This is a genomic window from Olleya sp. Hel_I_94, assembly GCF_007827365.1.
Lineage (GTDB): Bacteria > Bacteroidota > Bacteroidia > Flavobacteriales > Flavobacteriaceae > Olleya.
Genome location: NZ_VISI01000002.1, coordinates 1524595 through 1550077, shown reverse-complemented (window position 1 = coordinate 1550077; position 25483 = coordinate 1524595). Strand labels below are relative to the sequence as shown.

The 25483-nt window shown below is 29.8% G+C and carries 22 protein-coding genes and 1 tRNA gene; 16 read left to right on the top strand and 7 right to left on the bottom strand.

From position 1 onward, the window contains the following. Positions 1-76: 76 nt before the first annotated feature. The 16 genes from JM82_RS10200 (at position 77) to JM82_RS16400 (ending at position 17264) form a co-directional block, all read left to right on the top strand. Positions 77-301 (top strand): hypothetical protein, encoded by a 225-nt coding sequence (locus tag JM82_RS10200; RefSeq protein ID WP_145003162.1) that lies wholly within the window; start codon positions 77-79, stop codon positions 299-301. After that, positions 294-1328 carry an AAA family ATPase gene (locus JM82_RS10195; protein WP_145003159.1) on the top strand — a complete coding sequence of 345 codons (1035 nt, stop codon included), beginning with the start codon at positions 294-296 and terminating at the stop codon, positions 1326-1328. The genes JM82_RS10200 and JM82_RS10195 overlap by 8 nt, the downstream gene beginning before the upstream one ends. 4 nt (positions 1329-1332) lie before the next feature. Beyond that, on the top strand, positions 1333-1530 hold the full coding sequence (locus JM82_RS10190; RefSeq protein WP_145003156.1) for a hypothetical protein: 198 nt from the start codon (positions 1333-1335) through the stop codon (positions 1528-1530). Between the two features lie 63 nt (positions 1531-1593). Beyond that, positions 1594-2448 (top strand): DUF6371 domain-containing protein, encoded by an 855-nt coding sequence (locus tag JM82_RS10185; protein ID WP_145003153.1) that lies wholly within the window; start codon positions 1594-1596, stop codon positions 2446-2448. Positions 2449-2615: 167 nt separating this feature from the next. Further along, positions 2616-5684 (top strand): type I restriction endonuclease subunit R, encoded by a 3069-nt coding sequence (locus tag JM82_RS10180; RefSeq protein WP_145003150.1) that lies wholly within the window; start codon positions 2616-2618, stop codon positions 5682-5684. 50 nt (positions 5685-5734) lie between these two features. Further along, complete coding sequence (gene rhuM / locus JM82_RS10175; protein WP_145003147.1) at positions 5735-6724, top strand: virulence protein RhuM/Fic/DOC family protein; 990 nt, start codon at positions 5735-5737, stop codon at positions 6722-6724. A gap of 19 nt (positions 6725-6743) precedes the next feature. Beyond that, on the top strand, positions 6744-8369 hold the full coding sequence (locus tag JM82_RS10170) for a class I SAM-dependent DNA methyltransferase (RefSeq protein ID WP_145003144.1): 1626 nt from the start codon (positions 6744-6746) through the stop codon (positions 8367-8369). Next, positions 8362-9612, top strand: a complete 1251-nt coding sequence (locus JM82_RS10165; RefSeq protein ID WP_145003141.1) for a restriction endonuclease subunit S — start codon at positions 8362-8364, stop codon at positions 9610-9612. Before JM82_RS10170 ends, JM82_RS10165 begins: the two co-directional genes overlap by 8 nt. Next, the gene (locus JM82_RS10160) at positions 9609-10511 is read left to right on the top strand and encodes a DUF6615 family protein (protein WP_145003139.1); all 903 of its coding nucleotides are present in this window, start codon (positions 9609-9611) and stop codon (positions 10509-10511) included. Before JM82_RS10165 ends, JM82_RS10160 begins: the two co-directional genes overlap by 4 nt. A gap of 123 nt (positions 10512-10634) precedes the next feature. Further along, the gene (locus tag JM82_RS10155; RefSeq protein ID WP_145003136.1) at positions 10635-12554 is read left to right on the top strand and encodes an AAA family ATPase; all 1920 of its coding nucleotides are present in this window, start codon (positions 10635-10637) and stop codon (positions 12552-12554) included. Beyond that, positions 12555-13550 carry a hypothetical protein gene (locus JM82_RS10150; protein WP_145003133.1) on the top strand — a complete coding sequence of 332 codons (996 nt, stop codon included), beginning with the start codon at positions 12555-12557 and terminating at the stop codon, positions 13548-13550. 54 nt (positions 13551-13604) lie between these two features. After that, on the top strand, positions 13605-14294 hold the full coding sequence (locus JM82_RS10145) for an AbiV family abortive infection protein (RefSeq protein ID WP_186439208.1): 690 nt from the start codon (positions 13605-13607) through the stop codon (positions 14292-14294). 109 nt (positions 14295-14403) lie between these two features. After that, on the top strand, positions 14404-15102 hold the full coding sequence (locus JM82_RS10140; RefSeq protein ID WP_145003127.1) for a hypothetical protein: 699 nt from the start codon (positions 14404-14406) through the stop codon (positions 15100-15102). Continuing rightward, positions 15099-15785: a hypothetical protein gene (locus JM82_RS10135; RefSeq protein ID WP_145003125.1), complete on the top strand. Its 687-nt coding sequence runs from the start codon at positions 15099-15101 to the stop codon at positions 15783-15785. The genes JM82_RS10140 and JM82_RS10135 overlap by 4 nt, the downstream gene beginning before the upstream one ends. A gap of 182 nt (positions 15786-15967) precedes the next feature. Then, on the top strand, positions 15968-17059 hold the full coding sequence (locus tag JM82_RS10130) for a hypothetical protein (RefSeq protein ID WP_145003122.1): 1092 nt from the start codon (positions 15968-15970) through the stop codon (positions 17057-17059). Positions 17060-17180: 121 nt separating this feature from the next. Beyond that, positions 17181-17264 (top strand) — tRNA-OTHER (locus JM82_RS16400). A gap of 320 nt (positions 17265-17584) precedes the next feature. Here the strand turns inward: JM82_RS16400 and JM82_RS10125 are convergent. The 7 genes from JM82_RS10125 to JM82_RS10095 all read right to left on the bottom strand — a co-directional run bounded on the left by JM82_RS10125 (position 17585) and on the right by JM82_RS10095 (position 25048). Next, entirely contained in the window at positions 17585-19330 is a 1746-nt protein-coding gene (locus JM82_RS10125; RefSeq protein ID WP_145003119.1) for a DUF4375 domain-containing protein, read from the bottom strand. Between the two features lie 161 nt (positions 19331-19491). Further along, positions 19492-19998 (bottom strand): hypothetical protein, encoded by a 507-nt coding sequence (locus JM82_RS10120; RefSeq protein WP_145003116.1) that lies wholly within the window; start codon positions 19996-19998, stop codon positions 19492-19494. Next, positions 19982-20620, bottom strand: a complete 639-nt coding sequence (locus tag JM82_RS10115; protein ID WP_145003113.1) for an SMI1/KNR4 family protein — start codon at positions 20618-20620, stop codon at positions 19982-19984. The genes JM82_RS10120 and JM82_RS10115 overlap by 17 nt, the downstream gene beginning before the upstream one ends. 151 nt (positions 20621-20771) lie before the next feature. Then, complete coding sequence (locus JM82_RS10110) at positions 20772-21812, bottom strand: RES domain-containing protein (protein WP_145003110.1); 1041 nt, start codon at positions 21810-21812, stop codon at positions 20772-20774. 508 nt (positions 21813-22320) lie between these two features. Continuing rightward, positions 22321-22851 (bottom strand): hypothetical protein, encoded by a 531-nt coding sequence (locus JM82_RS10105; RefSeq protein ID WP_145003107.1) that lies wholly within the window; start codon positions 22849-22851, stop codon positions 22321-22323. 487 nt (positions 22852-23338) lie between these two features. Then, positions 23339-24142 (bottom strand): type II CAAX endopeptidase family protein, encoded by an 804-nt coding sequence (locus tag JM82_RS10100; protein WP_145003104.1) that lies wholly within the window; start codon positions 24140-24142, stop codon positions 23339-23341. Positions 24143-24640: 498 nt separating this feature from the next. After that, the gene (locus JM82_RS10095) at positions 24641-25048 is read right to left on the bottom strand and encodes a hypothetical protein (RefSeq protein WP_145003101.1); all 408 of its coding nucleotides are present in this window, start codon (positions 25046-25048) and stop codon (positions 24641-24643) included. Positions 25049-25483 lie beyond the last annotated feature (435 nt).

The window sequence follows — 25483 nt, the reverse complement described above, 5'->3', positions numbered from 1 at the left end:
CTTATTAGCTAGTGCTTTATGATTAATACTTTTTAATAAGCATTTAACTACTCAATGTTTAATTAAAAAAGTATACATGAAAACAACAATTAATTTTAGAGTAACGTACGACGTTAAAGAGCAGCTTGAATTTTTAGCAACAGAAGAAGGAGATACTATCTCAAATGTAGTTAGAGATATTATTATTCTGTATTTAAGAGAGCGAGGTCTTATTGAACCGCAAACTGTAAGAGTGATCGAGGTTGATTTAAGTCAAGTCGATTTCACAGTTATTAATAATAAGACTAACAACTATGAATAAGTCAGCAATCCAAAAAATTGCTGATGATATTCAGTTTAACGAAAGTAAATTAAAACTTACAGAAGCTACGCAAGGTTGTCTAATTATAAAAAAGACAAAAAGCTGGATAGAAGAAGCAATGAAGCGACCAATACCAAATATGCTTTTTAGTGAGTTTTGGTATGAAAATGAACTATGCATTTTATTCGCCGATACTAACCTAGGTAAATCCATTTTAGCAGTACAAATAGCAGATAGTTTGAGTAAGGGTAAACCGATTTACGGTTTCAAATTGGAAGCGCAACCTAAAAAAGTATTATATCTTGATTTTGAGTTGTCGGATAAACAGTTAGAAAATCGATACTCAATTGATTATACAAAACATTATTCGTTTAGTGATAACTTTTTACGTGCAGAATTAAACTCTGATCTAACGCTTCCTAAAGGGTGTAATTCAATTGAAGATTACATATGTGATACTTTAGAGCAAACAGTGCATAACAATAAGGTTGAAGTATTGGTTATAGATAACCTTACGTACTTGAATAATGATAACGAGAAAGCTAAGTATGCATTACACTTAATGAAGCTTTTAAAAAAGCTAACCAAGAGTACTTCAATTTCAATCTTGGTATTGTCTCATACACCAAAGCGTGATAATTCAAAGCCAATTACAAAAAATGATTTAGCAGGAAGTAAAATGTTAATGAACTTTTGTGACAGCTCATTTGCAATTGGTGAAAGTTCTCAAAATCATAATTACAGATATTTAAAGCAAATTAAACAACGTAATACAGAACAATTATATCATTCTAGTAATGTGGTAGTCTGTAGCATAGAGAAAAATCACAATTTTCTAACATTTAATTTTATAGAGTTTGATGAAGAATCATGTCATTTAAAATTACCTGAATCAGGGAGTCTTGAAGATAGAGATAATAAAATGATCCAATTAATTGGTGATGGGTTAAGTAATGTCAAAATAGGGCAGGAATTAGGGGTTAGTGAAGGTGCTGTTAGAAAACGTCGTAAAAAGCTAGATCTATAGTTTAATGCAGGCTACCGATGTATATAATATTGCTAAAGCACTTCCCAAAGAAGAGCTTAAAAAGCTATACAATTTACTAGGTAGTTTACCAGATATAAAAGAACGTAATTCTAAACTTAAAAAAGCACGTAAAAAACTACCAGACTTTACGGTTAACGACGCTATAAAATTCTTAATAGACAACCACTTTAGTAAAAAGTAACTTTTAATTATCGTACCATTCGTACTAAATAAATAGTACGAGGAGTACGAATAAAATTATAATATGAAATACAAATATCAACTTGATAAATCAAGCAAAAAGTATGTTTGTCCTAATTGTAGCAAAAGGACGTTTGTTAGGTTTGTAGATACAGCAACAAGTGATTATCTAAACGAAAGAGATGGTAGGTGTGATCGTGAAGCCAAATGTGGTTACTTTAAGAAACCAAAATCTAACCAAGTTGTAACAGCATCAGATGAATGTATTACAACACAGCTTAAGCCATCGTATCATAAAAATCATTTAATTAAACAGTTTGGTTGTAATTATAAAAACAACCATTTTGTATCATATCTACTAAAACATTTTGCACCAATAGATGTAAAACAAGCAATTAAAAAATATTTTATAGGGACAACTAATCATTGGGAAGGTTCAACTGTGTTTTGGCAGATAGACAATAATATTAAAACAAAAGCAGGCAAAATTATGTTGTACAATTGTAATACAGGTAAACGTGTCAAAAAACCGTATAATCATATTAGTTGGATGCATAAAAAACTCAAAATAAACGATTTTGTATTACAACAATGTTTGTTTGGTTTGCATAACTTATGCGATTACGCAACTAGTGATACAATATGCATTGTAGAATCGGAGAAAACAGCTGTAATAATGAGTATTATTATGCCATCTAATTTATGGTTAGCTACTGGCAGCAAGGCAAATTTTAAAGAAGAGCTATTGCAGCCAATTAAAGACTATAAGATTATTGCTTATCCAGATAAATCTGAGTTTAAAAACTGGCAATCAAAAACTGAAATTTTAAACAAATTAGGATACAATATTATTTGTAGTAATGTGTTAGAAAATTTTAATTTAGAGGATGGTTCGGACTTGGTAGACTTATTATTTTAAAGTGATTTTTTAAAACATTCAAACTAAACCACAAATAATATAAACAAATGAGGTAAACCGTAAGTCTATAATAAAAAAGATTATTACTTTAGACTTCCCTTACTAACGTTTACAAAAATTTAAAGTTATTATATCTAACAATAATAGCTTTAGATAAGTGATTTGCTATGATTTTCAACGAAGATTCAAGAGTTAAAATCCCTTCTATATTGCACATAATTCAATTAGGTTATACATACCTTTCTTTGAAGGATAGTCAATGGGATGAAAACACTAACATTTTTACTTCAATTTTTAAGGAGCAACTTCAAAAGATAAACCCGAAGCTGTCAGAAAAGGACATTCAAAAAGTATATGATGATATTTCTATATCCTTAGAAAATGAAGATTTAGGACGTGCATTTTATAACAAATTAATAGATCAGTCAGGTGTTAAGCTTATAGATTTTGAAAATTTCGATAATAACTCATTTCATGTGGTTACGGAATTACCATATAAAAAAGACGACGAAACGTTTAGACCAGATATTATTCTTTTAATTAATGGAATGCCTTTGGTTTTTATAGAAGTTAAAAAGCCGAATAATAGAAATGGTGTTCGTGATGAACACAATAGAATGCAACGTCGTTTTCAGAATAGAAAGTTCCGAAAATTCATCAATCTAACACAACTCATGGTGTTTTCTAATAACATGAAGTATAGTGAGGACGATACACAAATGCTAGAAGGTGCGTTTTATAGTACTACAAATTATAGAAAACCAATATTCAATTATTTTAGAGAAGAAGAAACTTTCGATTTAATTACGACACTAAAATCTTTATCAGAAGAAGTTGAAACCTTTGTTTTAAAGGATACCAATCTTTTAAGTATTAAAAACTCAAAGGAATATCAATCTAATAAAGATCCAAATACGGCAACAAATTCTATTTCTACATCCTTATTTCAACGTGATCGTTTAAAATTCATATTACGATATGCTTTTGCTTATGTTGAGGAAGAAAAAGGTTTAGAAAAACATATTATGCGTTACCCTCAACTATTTGCTACCAAAGCGATAGAAAACAATTTGGAAAATGGTGTAAAAAAAGGAATCATTTGGCATACACAAGGTTCTGGTAAAACAGCCTTAGCATTTTTTAATGTTAAACATTTAACGCATTACTTTCAGCAGAAAACTATTGTGCCTAAGTTTTACTTTATTGTAGACCGTTTAGATTTATTAGTACAAGCAGCAAAAGAGTTTAATGCACGTGGCTTAAAAGTACATACAATAGATAGTAGAGAAGCTTTTAGTAGAGATATTAAATCCACTCAGGTTATACATAATAATTCTGGTAAAGCAGAAATAACCGTTGTTAATATTCAGAAGTTTAAGGACGATCCTGATGTTATAAAAAACAACGATTACAATTTAAGCATACAGCGTGTTTTCTTTTTAGATGAAGTACATCGTAGTTATAATCCAAAAGGAAGCTTTTTAGCTAATTTAGAACTAGCCGATAAGCATTCCATTAAAATAGGATTAACGGGAACACCTTTATTGGGGTCAGAATATAATTCTAAGACCTTATTTGGTGATTATATTCATAAATACTATTACAATCTATCTATTAAAGATGGTTACACTTTACGATTAATTCGTGAAGAAATTGAAACCAATTACAAGCTAGTGTTAAAAGAAGCTTTAGAAAATATAAAGGTATTGCAGGGTAATATTGATAAGAAAAAGCTCTTTGCCGATTATCGTTTTGTAGAACCTATGCTGGACTATATTGTAAAAGATATGGAGCAAGCTAGAATTTCTATGGGAGATAATAGTATTGGTGGAATGGTAGTTTGCGATTCATCTGATCAAGCTAAAATGATGTATGATATTTTTCAAGAAACTTATGCTGATAAAAAAGCATCTTTATTGGATTATGCAGCAGAAGAACCTGCTAGTTATGGCAACAAGAAAAAGGAAGAAAGTAAAGTAAACAAAGCTCAGGTTATTTTACATGATATTGGTACTAAACAAGATCGTAGAGATTGGGTGTCCGATTTTAAGGTAGGTAAACTCGATTTTCTATTTGTGTATAATATGTTATTGACTGGTTTTGATGCCAAACGATTAAAGAAACTATACATAGGAAGAAAAATTAAATCACATAATCTACTGCAAACACTTACACGTGTTAATAGAACTTACAAAACGCATAAATACGGTTATGTTGTTGATTTTGCAGACATTCAAAAAGAGTTTGATAAAACCAATCAAGATTACTTTAACGAGTTACAAAGCGAGTTAGGAGATGAGATGCAACATTATTCTAATCTGTTCAAAAAACCTGAAGAAATAAAAGAAGAGATTGAAGAAATTAAAGATGTTTTATTTAAATACGATACGACTAACGCTACTGTTTTTGGCGAGCAAATTTCAGAAATAAATGAACGTTCCGAAATTCGTCAAATAGCTAAAGTCTTAAACAATTCAAAAGAATTATATAACCTTATTCGTTTGTCTGGTAATTTTGAATTACTCGAAAAATTAGACTTTAGAAAACTATCTGTTTTAGCACGATTGACTAACGATAGATTAGCCTTAATAAATACAAGAATTGCATTAGAAAACAATGTAGATACCGATAACATTTTAAACACCGCCTTAGAAGATGTCATTTTTGCTTTTACTAAAGTGAAAGAGGAAGAAATGGTTTTGGCAGACGAACTGAAAAACATATTAGGTAAAACTAGAGAAATGTTAGGGGGGAACTTCGACCAGAAAGATCCTATCTTTATTTCCTTACGAGAAGAACTAGAGCGTTTGTTTAAAAAGAAGAATTTAAGCGAAGTCACTAAAGAAGAAATGGAAGCAAACATAAAAGCTTTAAACGAAATCTATGACAAAGCAAAAAAGCTAGAGCGTGAAAACCAATTACTGAAAGCGAAATATGATTATGATGCTAAGTATGCTCGTATTCATAAACGCTTAATGGAAAAAGACCCATTAACCGATAGCGAGCGCAAATTATTTGAAGCCTTAAAAGGATTAAAAACAGCTGTAGATAAAGAGATTTTGCAAAATTCTAAGTTATTAGAAAACGAGAGTTATGTAGAAAAAATGATGATGCGTTTAGTAGTAAGCCAATTTAAAAAAGAGCAAAAGATTGACATTAACACCACAGATGTGAGACGGATTAATAGTTTAATTGTTAAAGAATATATGAATGAATATAATGGTAACGTTGCTTAATGGGAACTAATAAAGAAACTATCATAAAACAATAGAAGTTATAAAGTAAAATGAAAGAACAAAATCAAATAGAAATATATCAATCTGATGATGGAACAACTGAACTACAAGTTAATCTTCAAAAAGAAACTGTTTGGTTAAATAGAAATCAACTTGCTAATTTATTTGATAGGGATGTTAAGACTATTGGTAAACATTTAACTAATGTTTTTAAAGAAGGCGAATTAAGTAAAGAAGGAACTGTCGCAAAATATGCGACAGTTCAAAAAGAAGGAGATAGAGAAGTTACTAGAGATGTAGAACATTATAATCTAGATGTCATAATATCTGTAGGTTATAGAGTTAAATCACAAAGAGGAACACAATTTAGAATATGGGCAAATAGTATTTTAAAAGACCATTTGGTAAAAGGATATACTATTAACCAAAAACGATTAGAGCAAAAAGAACAAGAAGTAAAGCTATTAAAAGATGGCATACATATTCTAACCAGAACGGTAAGCAAAGCTATTGAAGAAAAGGCTTCAGATAGCATAATATTAGAAACTTTTGCTAAAGGATTAAGCCTGTTAGATGACTATGATCATGAAGAATTAGACGCTAAAGGATTAACGACAACAGAAGCTAATTACCCAATTTTAGAAGATTATCAGGAGATAATTAATGAAATGCTAACCGAGTTTGATTCTGATGTTTTTGGAAAAGAAAAAGATAAAAGCTTCCAGAGTTCTGTGGCGCAAATAGCAAAAGGATTTGGAGACGACGATTTTTACCCAAGCATAGAAGAAAAGGCAACCATGCTTTTATATTTTATAGTGAAAAACCACTCATTTGTAGATGGTAATAAACGTATTGCAGCAGCTTGTTTTTTAAAGTTTTTACAACAAAACAATATGTTGTTTAATAGTGAGCAGCAACCCATAATTAGTAATGATACCTTAGCAAGTTTAACCCTTTTTATTGCTTCAAGTAAGCCAGAAGAAATGCAAACCGTAACACGTTTAGTAATTAGTGTATTAAATAGAAATAATAGCAATTAAAAAAGAGAGATTAAATATAATGACAAGCACAGCACAATTTGAAACCCAAACCAAAGCACTAATAGACGACCTTAAAAGCGTATGTGCCAATTACGGTTTAGGAAATGACGGAAACGAATTTAAAATAATCACGCAAGTATTTCTATATAAATTCTTAAACGATAAATACGTTTACGAGTTGAAACAATTAGAACCCGACTTAGCAAAAGCGGATAACTTTGACGAAGCCCTTAAAAAGTATTCTGATGATGATTTAGAAATGCTAACCATGCAAATAAGCGAAAACACCGCAACCATTGCACCCAAAAACTTATTGTCGCGTTTATTCGAGCAACAAAACAAAGACAATTTTGCGGATATTTTTGATGAAACCTTAGTAAGTGTCGCCAAAGATAATATCGATATTTTCTCGGTACTCACACAAGGAGGTGAAAAAGTAGTCCTGTTTGAAAACCTAAGTAAATATGTTACCGATAAAAAGGATGACTTCTGCAAAGCCTTAGTAAACAAACTAGTTGGTTTTAGTTTCGAGCATATATTCACCCAGAAATTCGATTTTTTTGCCACTATTTTCGAGTATCTAATTGTAGACTATAATAGCAACGCAGGAGGTAAATACGCCGAGTATTTTACACCACACGCTGTAGCTAAAATTATGGCAGCTTGTTTGGTTACAGGAGACGATGTAAACAACGTAACCTGTTACGATCCAAGTGCAGGATCGGGAACCTTGTTAATGAATATTGCACACGCCATTGGCGAAGATAAGTGTACCATTTACTCGCAAGACATCTCACAAAAATCGTCTGCCTTATTGCGTTTAAACCTTATTTTAAACAATCTGGTACATTCCATACAAAACATTATACAAGGCAATACCATTTTAAGTCCGTATCACAAACAAGACAACGGACAATTAGAACAGTTTGATTATATTGTTTCCAACCCGCCATTTAAACTAGACTTTAGCGATTACAGCGCCGATTTAGACAGTAAAGCCAATAAAGAACGCTTTTTTGCAGGCATACCAAACATACCAAAAAGCAAGAAAGACTCTATGGCTATTTACTTGCTGTTTATACAGCACATTATGTATAGTTTAACAGCCAAAGGTAAAGCAGCTATTGTAGTGCCAACAGGTTTTATAACTGCACAATCTGGTATCGATAAAAAAATTAGACAAAAACTAGTAGAAAGCAAAATGCTAGCAGGTGTAGTATCTATGCCTTCTAATATTTTTGCAACCACAGGAACCAACGTTAGTATTCTGTTTTTAGATAAAACCAATACCAAAGATGTGGTTTTGGTAGATGCGTCTAATTTAGGAACCAAGGTAAAAGAAGGCAAAAACCAAAAAACAGTATTAAGCGAAGCTGAAGAGCAACAAATTATAAATGTTTTTAATGCGAAAGAAGCCAAAGACGATTTATCTGTTGTGGTGTCTTATGAGGATATAAAAGCTAAAAACTACAGCCTAAGCGCAGGACAATATTTTGAAGTTAAAATTGAATATATAGATATTACTGCAGAAGAATTTAAAACTAAAATGAATGGTTTTGAAAGCAATTTAGAAATGCTTTTTGCAGAGTCAAAAACTTTGGAAAAAGAGATTCAGAATAATTTGAAGAGTTTGAAATATGACTGAATATAAGTTAAAAGACCTACTTGAAATAAAGAATGGTAGAGATTATAAGCATTTATCAGAAGGCGAAATACCTGTTTATGGTAGTGGAGGATTGATGAGGTATGTAGATGAATCTCTTTTCCAAGGAGAAAGTATTTTATTACCTAGAAAAGGAACTCTAAGTAACATTCAATACGTAAATGAATCTTTTTGGACTGTTGATACTATTTATTATTCAATAATTGATAAAAGTAAAGCAGAGCCTTACTATTTATACCGTTATTTAACTTTATTAGATTTAAATCATCTTAATTCAGGAACAGGAGTGCCTAGTATGACTTTTGGTGCTTATTATGATATTCCAATAAAGTTACCAAATCTATCAACCCAAAAACATATAGCCAAAGTCCTTTCCGATTTAGACGCCAAAATAGAAGTCAATAACAAAATAAACCAAGAATTAGAAGCGATGGCAAAAACGCTGTACGATTATTGGTTTGTACAGTTTGATTTTCCTGATGCTAATGGTAAACCTTATAAATCGTCTGGTGGCAACATGGTTTTTAATGAAGCATTGAAACGTGAGATTCCTGAGGGTTGGGAGGTGAAAAATTTGGAAAGTGTTGAATCAAATATAGTAACAGGGAAAACACCGTCAACAAAAAAAGATGAATTTTATAATGGAGAAATACCTTTTATCACTATTGGAGATATTAGAGGTAATATGCATATAACAGAAACAGAACAAACATTATCTGAACTTGGAGGAAATCAAAATCCAAATAAATTCTTACCAAAAGGAAGTATCTGTGTCACTTGTATCGCAAGTCCAGGTTTAGTAGGTTTTGTGACAAAAGATTCTCAAACAAATCAACAAATAAATTCTATAATTTGCAAAAATCATGAAATTAGATATTACTTATATTTCTATTTAAAGGATTATTTCAAGTTTGCTAAAGCTAGTTCGGGAAGCACATTTTCTAATATGAATAAAGGTGATTTTTCAGCAATTAAAACTATCAAGCCTACTGAAGAAATACTGAATAACTTCTCACATCAAATAGAGGCTTCAATAAATAAAATACTAATAAACCAATTAGAAAACCAAAAACTCTCAGAGCTTAGAGATTGGTTGTTGCCTATGTTAATGAATGGGCAGGTTACTGTTGCGTCATTGCGAGGTACGAAGCAATCTCATGATGTAAATAGTGATGCTACTTTGGGTATGGTTGCGGAGGATAATGCTAAATATGGAAAAGAATGATATTAGAAGATACCTTAAAAAAAGCAGCTTATAAAGTATGGGATGAATTAGAACCAGTCCCAAACGGAAAAGGATTTAAAATATTTGAGGTTAGAGAGGAAGCTTTAACTACAATGGCTTTAAAAGAAATTATTAAATGTTTTTGTGCTGAAATTGAAAATATTCAAATGATTTCTGGTAGCGAAGAATCATTAAAAGGATACGACTTTGAATTAGTTATTGGGAATAAAAAGAAAGGTAAATATGTTCGACTTTTTATACAAGCTAAAAGATTGTTTGGTAAAAATGTATCTAGTAAGTACGATTCTATGCATTTTGGACAAACAGAAGATTTAATAAAATATTCAAAAGGAAATTCAAGTTTAGCTATGTATGCTTTTTTTAATCATATTGTTGCGAATAGTTTGGTTTTAGAAAATCATTATAATTCTGTGACTTCATTTGATAAAAAAAGTATGGGAATAACAGTAGCTTCAGCGTATTCAGTTAAAATGCTCCAAAGTAAAAAATTTACAGATTACCACTTTAATGATGGGATGAGAATTGACCCTAAATTATATAATTTAAGATATTTTCGGCATCTATTTTATTTTCACAGAGATACAAAGAAACATCTTGCGATTCCATTTCATGAACTCTCATATTTCACTATTAACATGGCGGAAGAGATAAATAAAATGTACAAAAAAATTAAAAGTAGTGGCAAACTAAATTTCTTTTTTTTGTTTCCTTTTGGTTTGGAAGAGACTTTTGATGATGATTTAATTCCAATATTGAATACGAACTCGGAAGAACTGATAAGTCAATTTAAAAATAGAACTCAGGATCAGACAAAAGTTACAGTTGGCTATAACCCTCAGTTTTTGCTAATTGTAAATACTGATGAAATTGAAGAATAGTATGACACAAAACCTAAAACTCTTAGAGATTGGTTATTGACTATATAATGTATGGCAAGTTACTGTTGGTGAGGTAGAGCAAGAGTTGGGTATGGAGGAAGAACAATACAAGACTAAATAAAAATGGAATTATTAGCATTATATATAGATAATCATTTCTTACTGCAAAAACCAGAATATTTTAATTTTGGAGGGACCTTTATTTTCGATTTCAAGTTAATTGATGATAAATTAAATATTGAAAAAAAAGAGAATCCAAAATATATTAAAAACTTTTTTGGAGATAAGATTTCTAATATAAGTGCTATTGTAGGTAATAATGGTGTAGGTAAAACATCTATTATGAGTGTTCTTAATAGAGATACAAAATGTGAAATCATCTCCATTTATTTGGATGACGATAAGATTATTATTAATAATCAATCAAAAATTGCATTTAAAACAGATTTTAAATATGACGCTCTTGGCGCCAGTGAAGAATTATATCCACTTTACTATTCTACACATATTGATTATAATTTAAAAAGTATTTCGAGTGTAATTAGTCAATCTAATCTTATTAAAGACAGTCTAGAAGATTATTATTATGACACTATACTTAGGCAAGTGTTTTTTTTAAATGGTAAAGGTCAATTTCTTCAAAAGAATTATCAAGATATACCTTTTTATGAAAATTTAGTGATTAAAGTTAATCAAGTAAATAAATCTACATTTTTAAATTCCGATTTTTACAGAGATGCAACAATTGGAAAATATATTAATAAGCAATTAGAAATGTTGTGGAATCATTATGCAATTTCTAATGAGACTGCAATTCATGGTAATTTTAATTTCCTAAATAATTTTGAAGTTTTTATTCTTTCGTTATTAGTAACAGATGACACTTTTGCACAAACTAATTCTAATGGAAATAATTTTGGATTTCAAGATATTTTAGATGCTGAAGATTTTGATAAAAAACTACTAGTATTTCTTAAGAAAAGATTGGATAATATTGATGGTCCGTTATATAGGTTCTTAGAAGAAAAAGTAGAGATAACTTTCGATAAGACAGAGGAACTTATAAAAAAAATAGAATCCTATCCGATTTCTAAAATTGCAGGCGGATTTGAGTTTGGTCAAATGAAGAATCATGCGATTCAAACGATAAAGCGCTTTTTAGCTATTTGGAATCTATATAATTTTTTATTTAAAAACACAGAAATATTCATTTTTGAAAAGCCAAATGAGCTAAACTTATCTGTTAAAAAAGATCCATCAGAAGATTTTTTAAAGACATTTATCAAATTATATCAAAATGTTCATGAGTCTATTCAATACATTCAATTTGAGTTTAGGATATTTAATATTTTTCCTGAAAAAAGACTTTCTACAGGAGAACAATCCTTATTGAATTTTTATAGTTCTATATATTCCTTTGTTAGAAAAGGAGAACAACATATAAGACAACATAAACAGTATTTATTATTGTTGGATGAACCTGAGACAGGGTATCATGCAACTTGGAAGAAAAAATTTATTAAATCTATAACTGAAATTTTACCAGAACTCTTTAATGAATTAAATCAAAAACCAACTATCCAAATTGTTTTTACAACACACGATGCATTAACACTATCAGATATTCCAAATAACAATATTACTTATTTGAAAAAGTTAGAAAATTCAATTATTAAAGTGTTTAAAGATGATGACCCTGAAAAGCCTCAGAAATCTTTTGGTGCTAACATAACAGATTTACTGGCTGATTCTTTTTTTGTTGATGATGGACTAATGGGAGATTTTGCTAAAGAAAAAATTCAGGAGACAATAGATTGGCTTAATTCATTCATTAATGAAGATATAGTTAATCCAGAAGTCGCAATAGATATAATAAACCAACATGAAGCCCTGATAAAAATAATAGATGAACCTTTATTGAATTATAAATTAACAGAGATGTTTCAAACTGTTTTTCCTAATAGAATAGATAAAGAAAACACCGTTAAGCAAATTAGAGATTTAGCAGAGAAAGCAGGAATTGATTTAAAAGATTTGACATAGATGATTTATTTAGGGGAGCAAAAAGAAGCATTAAATAAGTATTATTCAGTTGTTACTTGTTGGGTTAAAAGCAAACAACTTGGAAGAAAAAAAGCTAGTAACCCAAATGGTTATAAATGTAGTAATTTGAGTTGCTCAGTTTGTACAAGAGATTTAAAAAGAATAGAAGGTCATGATCGTTTTTTTGCATTTATTATTCCAAAGTTAGAGGGAATAATAAAAGTAAAACCAGATAAAATGTTACAACTTGAACTAGATTTAAGAGTAGAATGGTGGGATAATATAAATCATAATTTAATTGAATTTAATGATGGATGTTCAGAGGTATTTAAAGAAAAGGGCTATGGAGGTTGGTTTACAGATGCGAAAGGACTGAACTATGATTTGGCAGAATGGCTAGATCAACACACTTGTACGTTTTGTAATAGACAATATATTTTTACAGCTAGGAAAAATGCAGGAGAAAAAGGAATGACTTGTCAATTTGATCACTGGTTTGACAAAGGTACGAGACCGTTATTTGCACTTTCTTTCTATAATTTAATTCCATCATGTTCAGTATGTAATTCTTCTGTCAAATCTGTAGCTCATTTTAATACAGATGAATATCTACATCCATATCTAGATAAAGATATTTCTTCAAGGTTTAAATTTTCTTCTATTGCCAACACTGCCACTCAATATGGTATCACTTTTTTGAATGAAGACAAAATGGATGCTAAGACTAAAAGAACATTAGATGGACTGGGAACTAAATTAGTTTATAGTAAACATAGTGAAAAGGAGCTTAAAGATTTAATTGATTTAAGGATGAAGTATTCTGAAAATTACTTGAAAAATTTGTTAGAAAATACATTTAAAGGTGATTTGACTATGACAAAGGAAGAAAAATATAGGTTAATTTTTGGAATAGAATTATCAGAGGATAATATGCATAAGCGTCCGTTCAGTAAGTTTAAAAAAGACATTATTGAGGAATTATTAAGAATTAAATAAATAATGATTAGAAAATTTCCCAATCTAAAAGCAAAAGAATCTATAGGTTTAGATATGCCTATTTATATAAATGCATTACAATTAAAAAAAGATGCCATATTAATTGCAGAATCTAGAAAATCTTTCAGTTCTGCTACTTCTTTATTAGTTTTAAGTACAGAAGAAGTAATCAAGTCTATTTTAGTTAGACTACATGCAGAAGGCTATAATGTATATAAAGCCAAAGAGGTTCATAAATTTTTTAGAGACCATAAAATTAGGCATCAGATTGCACAATTAATGGAAATGGGAGTTGGTTTGTCAGAGACAATAATTAAATACGATGAACAGAAACCAACAACTATCGCTAAAACAAGAGTTAATTGGTTTAATAAATTTATTAATGGAAGCCTTGATTTAATAAAAGCTTTAGAGCCACTAATACATACTATAAATACAACAAGAAAACTTCAAGGATTTGATAATCTAAAAAATCAAGGTCTTTATGTAGATTTTCAGGATGTTATATTAAGTCCTCAAAAGGAAGTGACAGAATATATTTACAATGAAACGTTAGTTGTAGCTAACCGTGTTTTTATGTTTAGTAAAGTGCTTCGTGTTTTGCATCATTCTAAGTTAGAGAATCATATAGATGCTAAAGAATTAAAGGATACGAAAGCTGATTTAAAAAAGCTTATTGATGATCATATAGATGAAATTTCTTTTAAAGAAATGAATAAAAAGATGAAGAAGTTAGAATATTAAATTTAAAAGTGTTTAGCTATGCTTTTTTAAATAAAATATATTAAAAAGAAGAGTTATTGTTCTAAGCAAAGAACGAAAATTAATTAAGGAAGTAAAATAGATAACATTAATGGGTAATACAAAAAACTACGACAACGATCTAAAATCTAAATTAAGCCATTTAAGATTGCATCCAGCATATTTACCTCATATTGGTTTAAGTTATAACGAAGCAAGAGCTAAAGTGCTTATTATAGCAGAGAGTCACTATTTACCTAAAAGGCATAACAATAAATTTTTAGTGATCGATTGGTACAAAAATCCCAAATCTTTTTATGAGAGTATTGGTAATGATAAAGGCTGGTTTAATACAAGAGAAGTTGTTAAAACCTATCAGAATTCTAAAACTTTAGACAAAGGGCATGGAATTTTTAGAAACTTAGAAATAGCTTATCAGGAAATATATCCAGAGATTAAATTATTTGATGAATGTGTCTATTTAAATTATTTCCAAAGACCATCGGAAGTGGAAGGAGAAACTATTAACATTCATACTATAGACAGTAAAGTTGCTTTGGAAAATTTAATGGTTATTAATGAGGTGTTAAAACCAAATAAAATCATTTTTGTAAGTAGTAAGGCGTATGATAATTTTATATCGAATGTATCTAAAGAGCTAAAAGACCAATTGCCTTATGTTGGTTCGGTTCCACATCCATCGGCAAGTTCTTGGTGGAATAGAAAATCTAAAAAGTATGGATTAAAAGGAGAAGCTGTAACTGGTAAACAAAAGTTTCAACGCATAATGATGCCTAAGATTGAGATATGAAGGAATTAGATCCTAAACAAATGGAAGAAATACTAGAAGATATACAAAGTCTTTCAAAAGACACGATAAATTCCCTTAATACTGATAAAGGGGAGGTTGAGCATTCTAATTTGATTTATTATCACACTTTATTAACTGAAAATTTAAGAAGTAATAATAAGCAAATAACACGTAATTCCTATTTGTTAATAATAGCACTAACGCTGTACTTTTTTATTTTTTTTAACAAAAGTTCTGTTTCAGAGATTAAGGTACTATTCTTTGAAATAAAGGATACTACTTTGTTGTTGAATTTTATTCCTATCGTTTTTTCTTTTGTTTATCTAAGAAATATTACATTATGGAATAATAATATTAACTTAATTTCGATTTTCGAGGCTGTTAGTAACAAGATTTTTGATTTAGGACTTTTTACAGATACGGTTAATATTATAAAACCTTTTTCATTCTTACATCATATTATTAATTATCAATATGAAAACAAAAAGATTAAAGGGATATTTAAGTTGCCATTGAGCATTTCCTTTTTTGTGCTAGTATTTTCTCCTATTGTTTTTAATGTTTTTTCAATATATATCATTAGTCAATATAATTCACCTTCTATTTTAGCATATTTATGTGGCGTATTAATAGGTGTTTTTACATTGGTAACAATAATACAAGCATTCAATACAAATAAGTGATATTATGTTATAAAATAACTTTAACTACTAGCTGTTTTTACATGCAATGAACAATTAAATGGCAAAATCGGAAAGTTCTAGTCAAATTGTTTCAAATGAAAAGGATATTTGTCAGAATATAATCATTACAAAAGATGTGTTTATTTTATGTATAATGAGGGATATATTAAGTTGATTGATAAATGATTGAAAATAAAATGAGCAGGTCAGATTTATATAATTTAGTTTGGTCAACACCTGCATCAAAAATAATTAAGGATTATTCTATAAAAATAGCTGTATTTAAAAGCTTTTGTAGAGATCATAATGTTCCATTGCCAAAAAATGGATATTGGTCTAAGTTAAAACATAATGTAGTAGTAGAAAGAGCAACTTTGCCAAACCCAAATGATGATTATGTTGTTATTTTAAACGACTCTTCTTTTGCCAAATTTATTAGTCCTCAAGGAAAAAAGCATAATTTGAAGAAGGAATTGCTAGAAGATTCAAGTCTAAATTTTACTGTCGCAGATCATCTGAAAAAACCAGATCCACTAATCGTATCCGCTAAACAAGGAATGAAAGATTTTCAAAAAAGAGGATTTTATTCCAAAGGTGAAATTATTTCAACTATGGAGGGTCAGATTTCAATCTCTGTGGCTAAAAACAATATCAAAAATGCGTTATTGTTTATGGATGCGTTAGTAAAATTGTTAAAAAAGAGAGGGCATAAAATTGATGTTGAAGGATCAACTAAAATAATCATTAATAAGCAAGAAATTAAAGTTCGTTTTAGGGAAATTATGAAACGAGAGCAACATCCAGAACATAGTTGGATAACTAAGATGCCTTCAGGTATACTTTCTTTTAGAATTGATTCTCATAATAGCAAGGAGTGGAGGGATTCGGAAAGTCGACCGCTCAATAGTATGTTAGTCGATATTTTAATAAAGTTAGAAGCGGTTAGTAAGGAAATGGAAGAATATCAAGTTCAACTAGAAAAAGGATGGGAGGAACAGCGCATACGACGAGATATAGAACAACGAATTATAGAAAAAAGGGAAAAAGAAAAAAAAGACTTTAAATCCTTAATCAACTCATCGGGAAGATGGTATAAATCTCAAAATTTGAAAAGTTATTTAGATGAAGTTGAGAACAAATCGATTGAAAGTAATACGTTAAGTGAAGCAAAAAAAGATTGGTTACAATGGGCAAGGAAGAAAGCTGACTGGTATGATCCATTTATAGAAAGTGAGGATGATGTATTTAGTGATATAGATAGGGATAGTTTTTAGTAGCCTGAAAAATAATTGTAATACAACTATTAAATAAAATGTATTACATCCCAATTAAAGGTTATATTTGATATAAATTAAATTATAAATCAGAGTACATGATTCCGTACACGTTTTAATCAGCGAGATAGCTAATAGGAGTAGAATCGGGGTGTTTTTCAAACTCATAACCCGAAGGTCACTGGTTCGAGTCCAGTTCCCGCTACTAAGCTTCATGCTAATAAAATCAACGGATTGTGTCTCACAATCCGTTTTTTTATGCATACTATTTTTGATTATCTTGCACAAGAATTGCAAATTGAATACGATTTAACTTTGAAAAAAAATTATTCTCCCCCTAAGATTTACTCAGCAAACGGAGACCTAAAAAACGTTGGTGTGTTTATTTTTCTTATCGGGATCCTAATACAGGAAAGTTAAAACGTCAAACTTTACTTTATTCAAATGCTAATAAGTTTAAAACTAAAGAAGAACGACTTTCTGTTTTAGTGACTTATAAAAAAGCACTATGTTAGCTATAGTGTTTTATTCAATCAGTTTTAATTTATATCGAACGTAATGTATGCTTTTAATGGGTTTACCATCTTTTAAAGCAGTTTCAAATTTCAATTTCGACATACTTGCTTTTACTTGTTCATCCAACCACATATTGTCAGCTACCGCAAATTTGATTTCGTCTATAAGTCCTTTTTCATTAACGAATGCATAATATCCATAAAACATAATATGGTCATCTCCATAAGGTTCAAATATTGATGGTTCGGCTTGAAAATTTACTGTCAATTCCAAATCATTTAAAGGTTTTGGGTCATTTTCAGGTAATTGATATTCCTCATAATCTTTGTAGCAACCTTTGCAAATTCTTGAAACAACAAATGTTTTGACTTTAGGGTTTTTAAATTTTCGAAACTTTTTAGTTGAAACAGAATTTCCATTTTCATAGATAGTTTCTTCTTTTAGATTTCCATTATTGTAATAGACCTCCATTTTACCGTGTCGCTTACCATTTTGATAATTTACTAGTCGTTGTAATGTGTCGTTTTTAAGTTCTTTCCAAACTCCGTGTGGAATAAAATTTTTGTATTCTCGATAGTGTAATTCTGGTGTGTCATCTTTGAAATTAGATTTTGAATAGAACTCACTATATCCAGTTCCTGTTATTAGAGTTTGTTTTCCTTTTTCGTTCCAATAATTTTTTAGTATGTATTTTCCATTTATGAATTCAGCTTCTACTTTTTTATTTCCGTTTTCATAGAATTCAAGCCAATCTCCCTCACGCTCATAAGCTGATTTATAAATTTCTGTTTCTGACAGTTGTCCGTTTTCATACCATTCTTTATATTCTCCAATCCTTTCGTTTTTTTCTATCAGTTTTGATTCGAGCTTTTTAGGATTTCCATTGTCATAGTACCATTCTTGTATGAAAATATTTTTTGATGGTTCTTTGGTTACTTGATATTTTAGTTTTCCATTATCATAGAATTCTTTCTGCTCTCCTGTATGTTCACCGTTTAGATAATGAATTACTTCTTTTGGCTTCCCGTTGTCATAAAAGGACTTGAATTCTCCATTTATAAAACCTTTTTCAAGCTGAAACTCTTCTTTGATTTTTTTGTTATCATAGAAGGTCTTACAAAGTCCAGTAAAAGTCATGTCAAATTCTTTTCCATCTTCATCGAGACAAACTTCATTGGGATTTTTACGAATGTAAGATTCAATTAAGGACATTGTCTTTTTATTCATTTCATAGTAATCATCATCAAGTAAGGATAATTCGTCAAGTCTATCATAAAGGTTACTTTCAAACAAATCACTTTCTTGAGCCTTGTCCATTAGCTTTTTGTTCTTTTGATAGATTTTATCTGCTTTTTTAACCAGATTTGCCATTTCATTATCTCCAATATGTTCTAATCCTTTAATTATTGTTGGAATATATGGTCCGTAACCATTGTAGTAGAATTGAACAAATCCACCATTTGTAACTTGGGCATCTAAATACCACCAATAATAGAGAGCTTTCTGTCCGTAAGACAAGGATTTACCTTTCTCAATTTCGAATTCCTTGTCCTTTACAAATTTTGATATTGGTTCAAGAACAAACCAACCAAAATCATAACCACTTAATTTAAAGAATTCGGCTTTGTTCAGTTCAGGTCGGAAATGTTCGGTTTTATCAAATTCCCAATAAGGGTCATTTTCCTTTTGGGCTTTGCAACCAAATAAGTTTAATAAGTTTATCATTAAGATTGAAATGGTAAGTATTCTTTTCATTTGTGATGTTCGTTCAACATTATAGCTAACGGTTATGTATAAGATTAGTGGCGTGTTTAAGCACTAAAGTTAGCAAATAATCACAGATAGAAAATTCCAGCGAAATTTTCGTAAGTAAGCCTTTACTAGCAATGAATTATACACATTGTAATCTGTAGTTTTTATTCGTCTTCGCAAGCAACTTCATACTTTTCGAAATACTTATCAAAACTTCTATAACTTGATAAATTAATTGAATCAAATTCATCAGATTTTTTTGTTTTCGTTACTCCAATATTACGTAAAGCAGAATTTATATCAACTACATCCATTCCAGAATAATGAGAATAGTAGTTTCCGTTAATTCGAATTTCACGTTTATCTTTGTAAACAATTGCTGCTTGTTCTCCAATGCCACCATTATAATCAGTAGCGATAAGAGCAAAATTTGAAATTTCAATTTCTTTAGCTATACGTTCAATGCTTCTCAGACAGAGTAGGTTAACTCCTCCAAAGCAATCTCCATTCTCATCATAGACATTCCATTTTTTTCCCCAATAGGTAGTGTGACAAACATCAAGAGGAATAATATTAAATCCATTTTCAAAGAAAACAGGTAAATCCAAGACTTCTATTTTAGTTTTATTTGGTTTTTCAGAGGTTATGATTGCTTCAATATGGTGTCCCATTTTTATTTTTTTCTATTATTTTATCAAGCCAAGATTCATACCAATCTAGAAAATAACCTTCTTCAGCTATATGTGGTTTGTATTCTATTTCATCGTACACATATATGACTTTACCTTTATCTTTTCCATTGAGAATTAATCCTTGATAGTTAGAACAACCACCATAGCTAATAATCATAATTCCAGAAAGAAGTTTATTGTATAACTGTTCAAATTCTTCATCTGATATTATATCAAATTTATCCCAAGTAATACTTCTCCAATCACTTTCGGTTATTTTTGAGTTAAAAAAAACGTCTTTTCTTAAAGTAGAGGATTCAGTAAAAATTTCTGCGCTATCAAATAATTCATATATTCCGTAAAATGGTCCAGCACTAGGTTTAAGGTTTCCATTGTCTTCATATTCTAAACCACCATTTCCAACTTCTAATAAAAATTGTTTGTAACCTGTTGGAAGTTCAATACCATATTTAATTTCGAATTCCTCAATTTCTTTTTCAGTAGCCGGTTTGTTAATTTGATATTTGTGCGAACTTACACCAAATTCTTGATATTCTGAATCTATAATTAGAACTTTCTCAAGTTTTATTTTTATTCTCTCTATTTGATTTAGTTCGTTCATATTAAATTACAGATAACGGTTTAGCATATGGTTTGTTGCGTGATTTAAGGAACTAAGTTAGCAAATAAATCACAGATAGAAAATTCCGCAGGAATGTTCGTAAGTAGGCTTAAACCAAGCAATTAATTATACACATTGTTAGCAAACGTTATTATTTCCATACTATATCATTTTCAACAATCTCTGTTGTTTCTTTCAAATTTTTGTATTCGACAAGAGTAATGGCTTCTGGGTTGTTAGTTTGATTTTTGTCATAATTACATTCCGTAACCTCAAACTCTATTACTTTCGTTAAGTCAAAATCGTGTCTCAAAATATCTTTTCTAATTGCTACGTTACTTGTTTTAAATTTATTTCCGACACTTGGATATATTATGCATTCAAAGTCAAACGAAGTATTTTCTCGTTTTTCATTGTCAAATATTCTGTCCGAAAACATTGAGCTTATTAGATATTCGTAATTATGTTTTATTGGTTTAGAATATTCGTGTCCTAAAACGTGAAAATAAGGTTCCATAAAATCATTTAATAAACTATCGTGATTTTTCCAGTATTCACTTAACGCTTTAGTCGCATTTGTGGATTTTTCGTTTATTCCGAATGCTTTTTGGCTATGAGAAATCGGATAACTGTTAAATTCTCGCTCAACATTTGGTTTCCATACACCAATGGAAACGACATCTCCAATTTTTGGTTTTATTTCATTTAGTGCTGTGTCAATTGTTTCTGCTCCATAAAAAACAGTATTATTTATTGAATTCGCTCTGTTGTATCTGTTTATTCTTTTGACGATATGCAAAGGTGGATAAGCAAGAAACCTTTTTTTATTCAAGGATTTTTTAGAACCGATAATATTCTCATTTATAACAACTCTATAAATTTGATAGATGGTTAATTTATTTGCTAATAACGGAACATAATTAAAAGCATAGAAAATGTAATTTGTAAAATTCTTAAAGTCTTTTTGAGTGAAGGTTTGAAATTCTAATTGTTGTAATGATTTATATAAAACTCCATAAAACATAATCAAATCTTGCATAACTTTTCTTTCGGAAGAACTAATGTTTTCGTCTAGAACCAGTTTTTTTGATATTCTTTGTTCAAGAGTTTCGCTTTCCCCTTTTATCCATCTTTTTGAATTAGGAATTGTTGGTAGATTTCTAAAACTTATTTGCCAATTCGGTCGTTTCATTCCTAATGTTTGCTAACGTTGTTGGATATGGAAAGTTGTGTTTACGAGCAATGAAATTCCGAAGGAATTTCAGCAGTAAGTAAATAAACAACTTCCATAATTAAGACACTAAAGTAAACAATTTTTTATATGCGGTGTTGCCTACAGTTTTTAATTTTTATTTTTTATTGAGAAACAAGCTAATTCGGTTTGCGTCGTTGTTGCGTCTGAGTGAATATCGGAAGATCGTAATTTTTACATTATCTGGCTAAAATTCTGAATTGGTTAACTGTGTACTTTATGTTAGCTAAAGACTAATAAAGTTAGCTTGAAATCAGTGGTTTTTATATTCGTTATGACACGTTTTGAATAGAGCGTTGCAATTGTAGGCAACGTTTTTGTATATGGTTTGTTGCGTGTTTCAAGCAACTAATTTAGTAAATAATTACCGACCAAGAAAGTCCGCGAGGACTTTCGCAAGTAGGCAAGAAACTAGCAATAAATTATATACGGTGTTGTGTGCAGTTTTTTATTCATAAGTTTCCATATGAAAGTCTCTTGTTTTTTCTAAAAAACTTTCTGTTTGTTCTATTAGCTTTAAAAAATTTAATTCAGATTCTGTCTTAAATAAGTTCTTATCTAATGTGTCTAGACTCAAATCAATTGAAAAGTATTTTTTCTCCAGATTTATCTTGGCATTTATGGAAGTCCTATCTAATATTCCAAAAGTGTTTTTTGAATTATAATACGAATCTTTTAAATGGAATTCAGGGTTTGCGATTTCCAATAAAGTTTGCTTTATGGCAAAGGGTAATTTGCTTTCTTGATAAAAATGAATTCTCGCTTCTCTAGGATTTTCTTTTAATGATTCCAAACTCTGTTGGTTTTGGTCATAGAAAAACAGAAATAATTCATAAGTCAAACTGCTCTTTACAAAAAGATTTATTGTACACAATTTGTCATAAAGTCCAGGTGAAAAAGAATATGAAAACAGATATTCCTTTTTCAGGTTATAGTTACCTACTTCTCCGTCATAAAAGTCACCAATTCTATATTCCATTTTCAAATTCAGATTTTTCTCAAATTGCACACAACGTTGTTGGATATGGAAAGTTGTGTTTACGAGCAATGAAATTCCGAAGGAATTTCAGCAGTAAGTAAATAAACAACTTCCATAATTTAGACACTAAAGTAAACAATTTTTTATATGCTGTGTTGCCTACAGTTTTTAATTTTTATTTTTTTATTGGGAAACAAGCTAATTCGGTTTGCGTCGTTGTTGCGTCTGAGTGAATATCGGAAGATCGTAATTTTTACATTATCTGGCTAAAATTCTGAATTGGTTAACTGTGTGCTTAATGTTAGCTAAAGACTTATAAAGGTAGCTTAAAATCAGTGGTTTTTATATTCGGTATTACACGTTTTGAATTGAGCTCTGCAATTGTAGGCAACGTTTATGTATAAGGTTAGTGGCGTGTTTAAGCACCTAATTTAGCAAATAAACACCAGATAGAAAATCCGCGAGGATTTTCGTAAGTAGGCGAGAACTAGCCATTAATTTTATACGGTGTTGCCAGTAGTTTTTTTATTCCGAAATATGTTATTCCAATTCCTATTAAAAACATAATCCAATATATAACATTAAAATTTAAATCTAACAACCACCTGTCAAAAGTAAAGTCAAATACGTATAAAGTCTGAACCAATAAATTGACTAAAAAATGTAATAAAATTGAATAACCTATTTTTTTTGTTTTTATAAAAATCAAACTGCTTATAATTCCAAAAATGAATGTAGGAAATAAATTAAATGGTGTTTCAATGTGAATAATTGCAAAACATAAACTTGAAATTATGATTCCAATCTTTTGACTGTTTTGTTCCATTAATTTTTTCAATAAGAATTTTCTAAAAAATAATTCCTCGCAAATAGGTGAGATTATTAGAGTTGAAATTGTTCCATATAAAAAGGCTGGACTAAATCCATTAAAAGTGCTAAAATCAGTTTCAAATTCCGAGTAGTTTAAATAATTCCATATCTTTTCTAAATCCCAAAATGGTCTATCTAATAACTGAAGTCCAAAAACTATTAAAATTAAATAAGGTAAAATCTTTAGTTCGTAGTTTCTGAAATTCAGCGTTTTTTTAATTTCTGCTTTTGGTTTCCAAAAAAATCTAAACATAACTATATAAGCTACAAGAAATGATATGACAGTAGTTATTCCAACGTGTTTCTGTAAATATTCAGGTAATAATTCAGTTTTATAAAATATAAATCCAAATCCAACTTGAGTCAAGCTAAACACAAATATCAATAGTAAAGTTAGTAAGATTGCTTTATGTATTGTCATTTCTCAAATTACTGGCAACGTTGTTGGATATGGAAAGTTGTGTTTACGAGCAATGAAATTCCGTAGGAATTTCAGCAGTAAGTAAATAAACAACTTCCATTATCTAGACACTAAAGTAAACAATTTTTTATATGCTGTGTTGCCTACAGTTTTTAATTTTTATTTTTTTATTAGGAAACAAGTTAATTCGGTTTACGTCGTTGTTGCGTCTGAGTGAATATCGGAAGATCGTATTTTTTACATTATCTGGCTAAAATTCTGAATTGGTTAACTGTGTACTTTATGTTAGCTAAAGACTAATAAAGTTAGCTTGAAATCAGTGGTTTTTATATTCGGTATGACACGTTTTGAATAGAGCGTTGCAATTGTAGGCAACGTGTTTGTGTATGGTTAGTTGCGTGTTTAAGCAACTAATTTAGTAAACAAAAACGAACGCGAGAAAATTTCGCAGGAATTTTCGCAAGTAGGCTAGAACCAAGCAATTAATTATACACGGTGTTACCTGCTGGCTTTTATTTCAGTTATAATTTTCCTCTTTCTTTTTTTTGTCAAATTTTTAACCCAATATGTGATTATAACATCATATCCACCAGATATTTTTCGTTCGTTTTCATTCAGTTTGACAATCCAAGTAGCAATTTTATTTCCGTTTTTATTCCACTCTTTTATTTTGTCAAAATATTCCGACTTCGTTCCTAATTGTTGAGCACTATTTCCAGTTATAAAAATCACTTTCTTGTTCGTAAAATCAAAATTTTTTCGCTGTTCGTCATTCATATATTCAGTTAGAAATTCAGATTCCGTTTGAGTGAGTTTCGGATTGTTGTCGATTCCACATTCAGATAGGTTTTGTTCAAATATATTTATGGAAATCAGCAGTAAAATTATAGTTCCAATTTTTTTCATAAGTTCGATTTTCAGCTTGCAGGTAACGTTGTTGGATATGGAAAGTTGTGTTTACAAGCAATGAAATTCCGAAGGAATTTCAGCAGTGAGTAAATAGACAACTTCCATTATCTAGACACTAAAGTAAACAATTTTTTATATGCTGTGTTGCCTACAGTTTTTAATTTTTATTAGGAAACAAGCTAATTCGGTTTACGTCGTTGTTGCGTCTGAGTGAATATCGGAAGATCGTATTTTTTTTGCATTATCAGGCTAAAATTCTGAATTGGTAAACTGTGTACTTTTTTTTAGCTAAAGACTTATAAAGGTAGCTTAAAATCAGTGGTTTTTATATTCGGTATTACACGTTTTGAATTGAGCTCTGCAATTGTAGGCAACGTTTATGTATAAGAATAGTTGCGGGTTTGTATGCGAGGAATTTCCGAAGGAAATTCA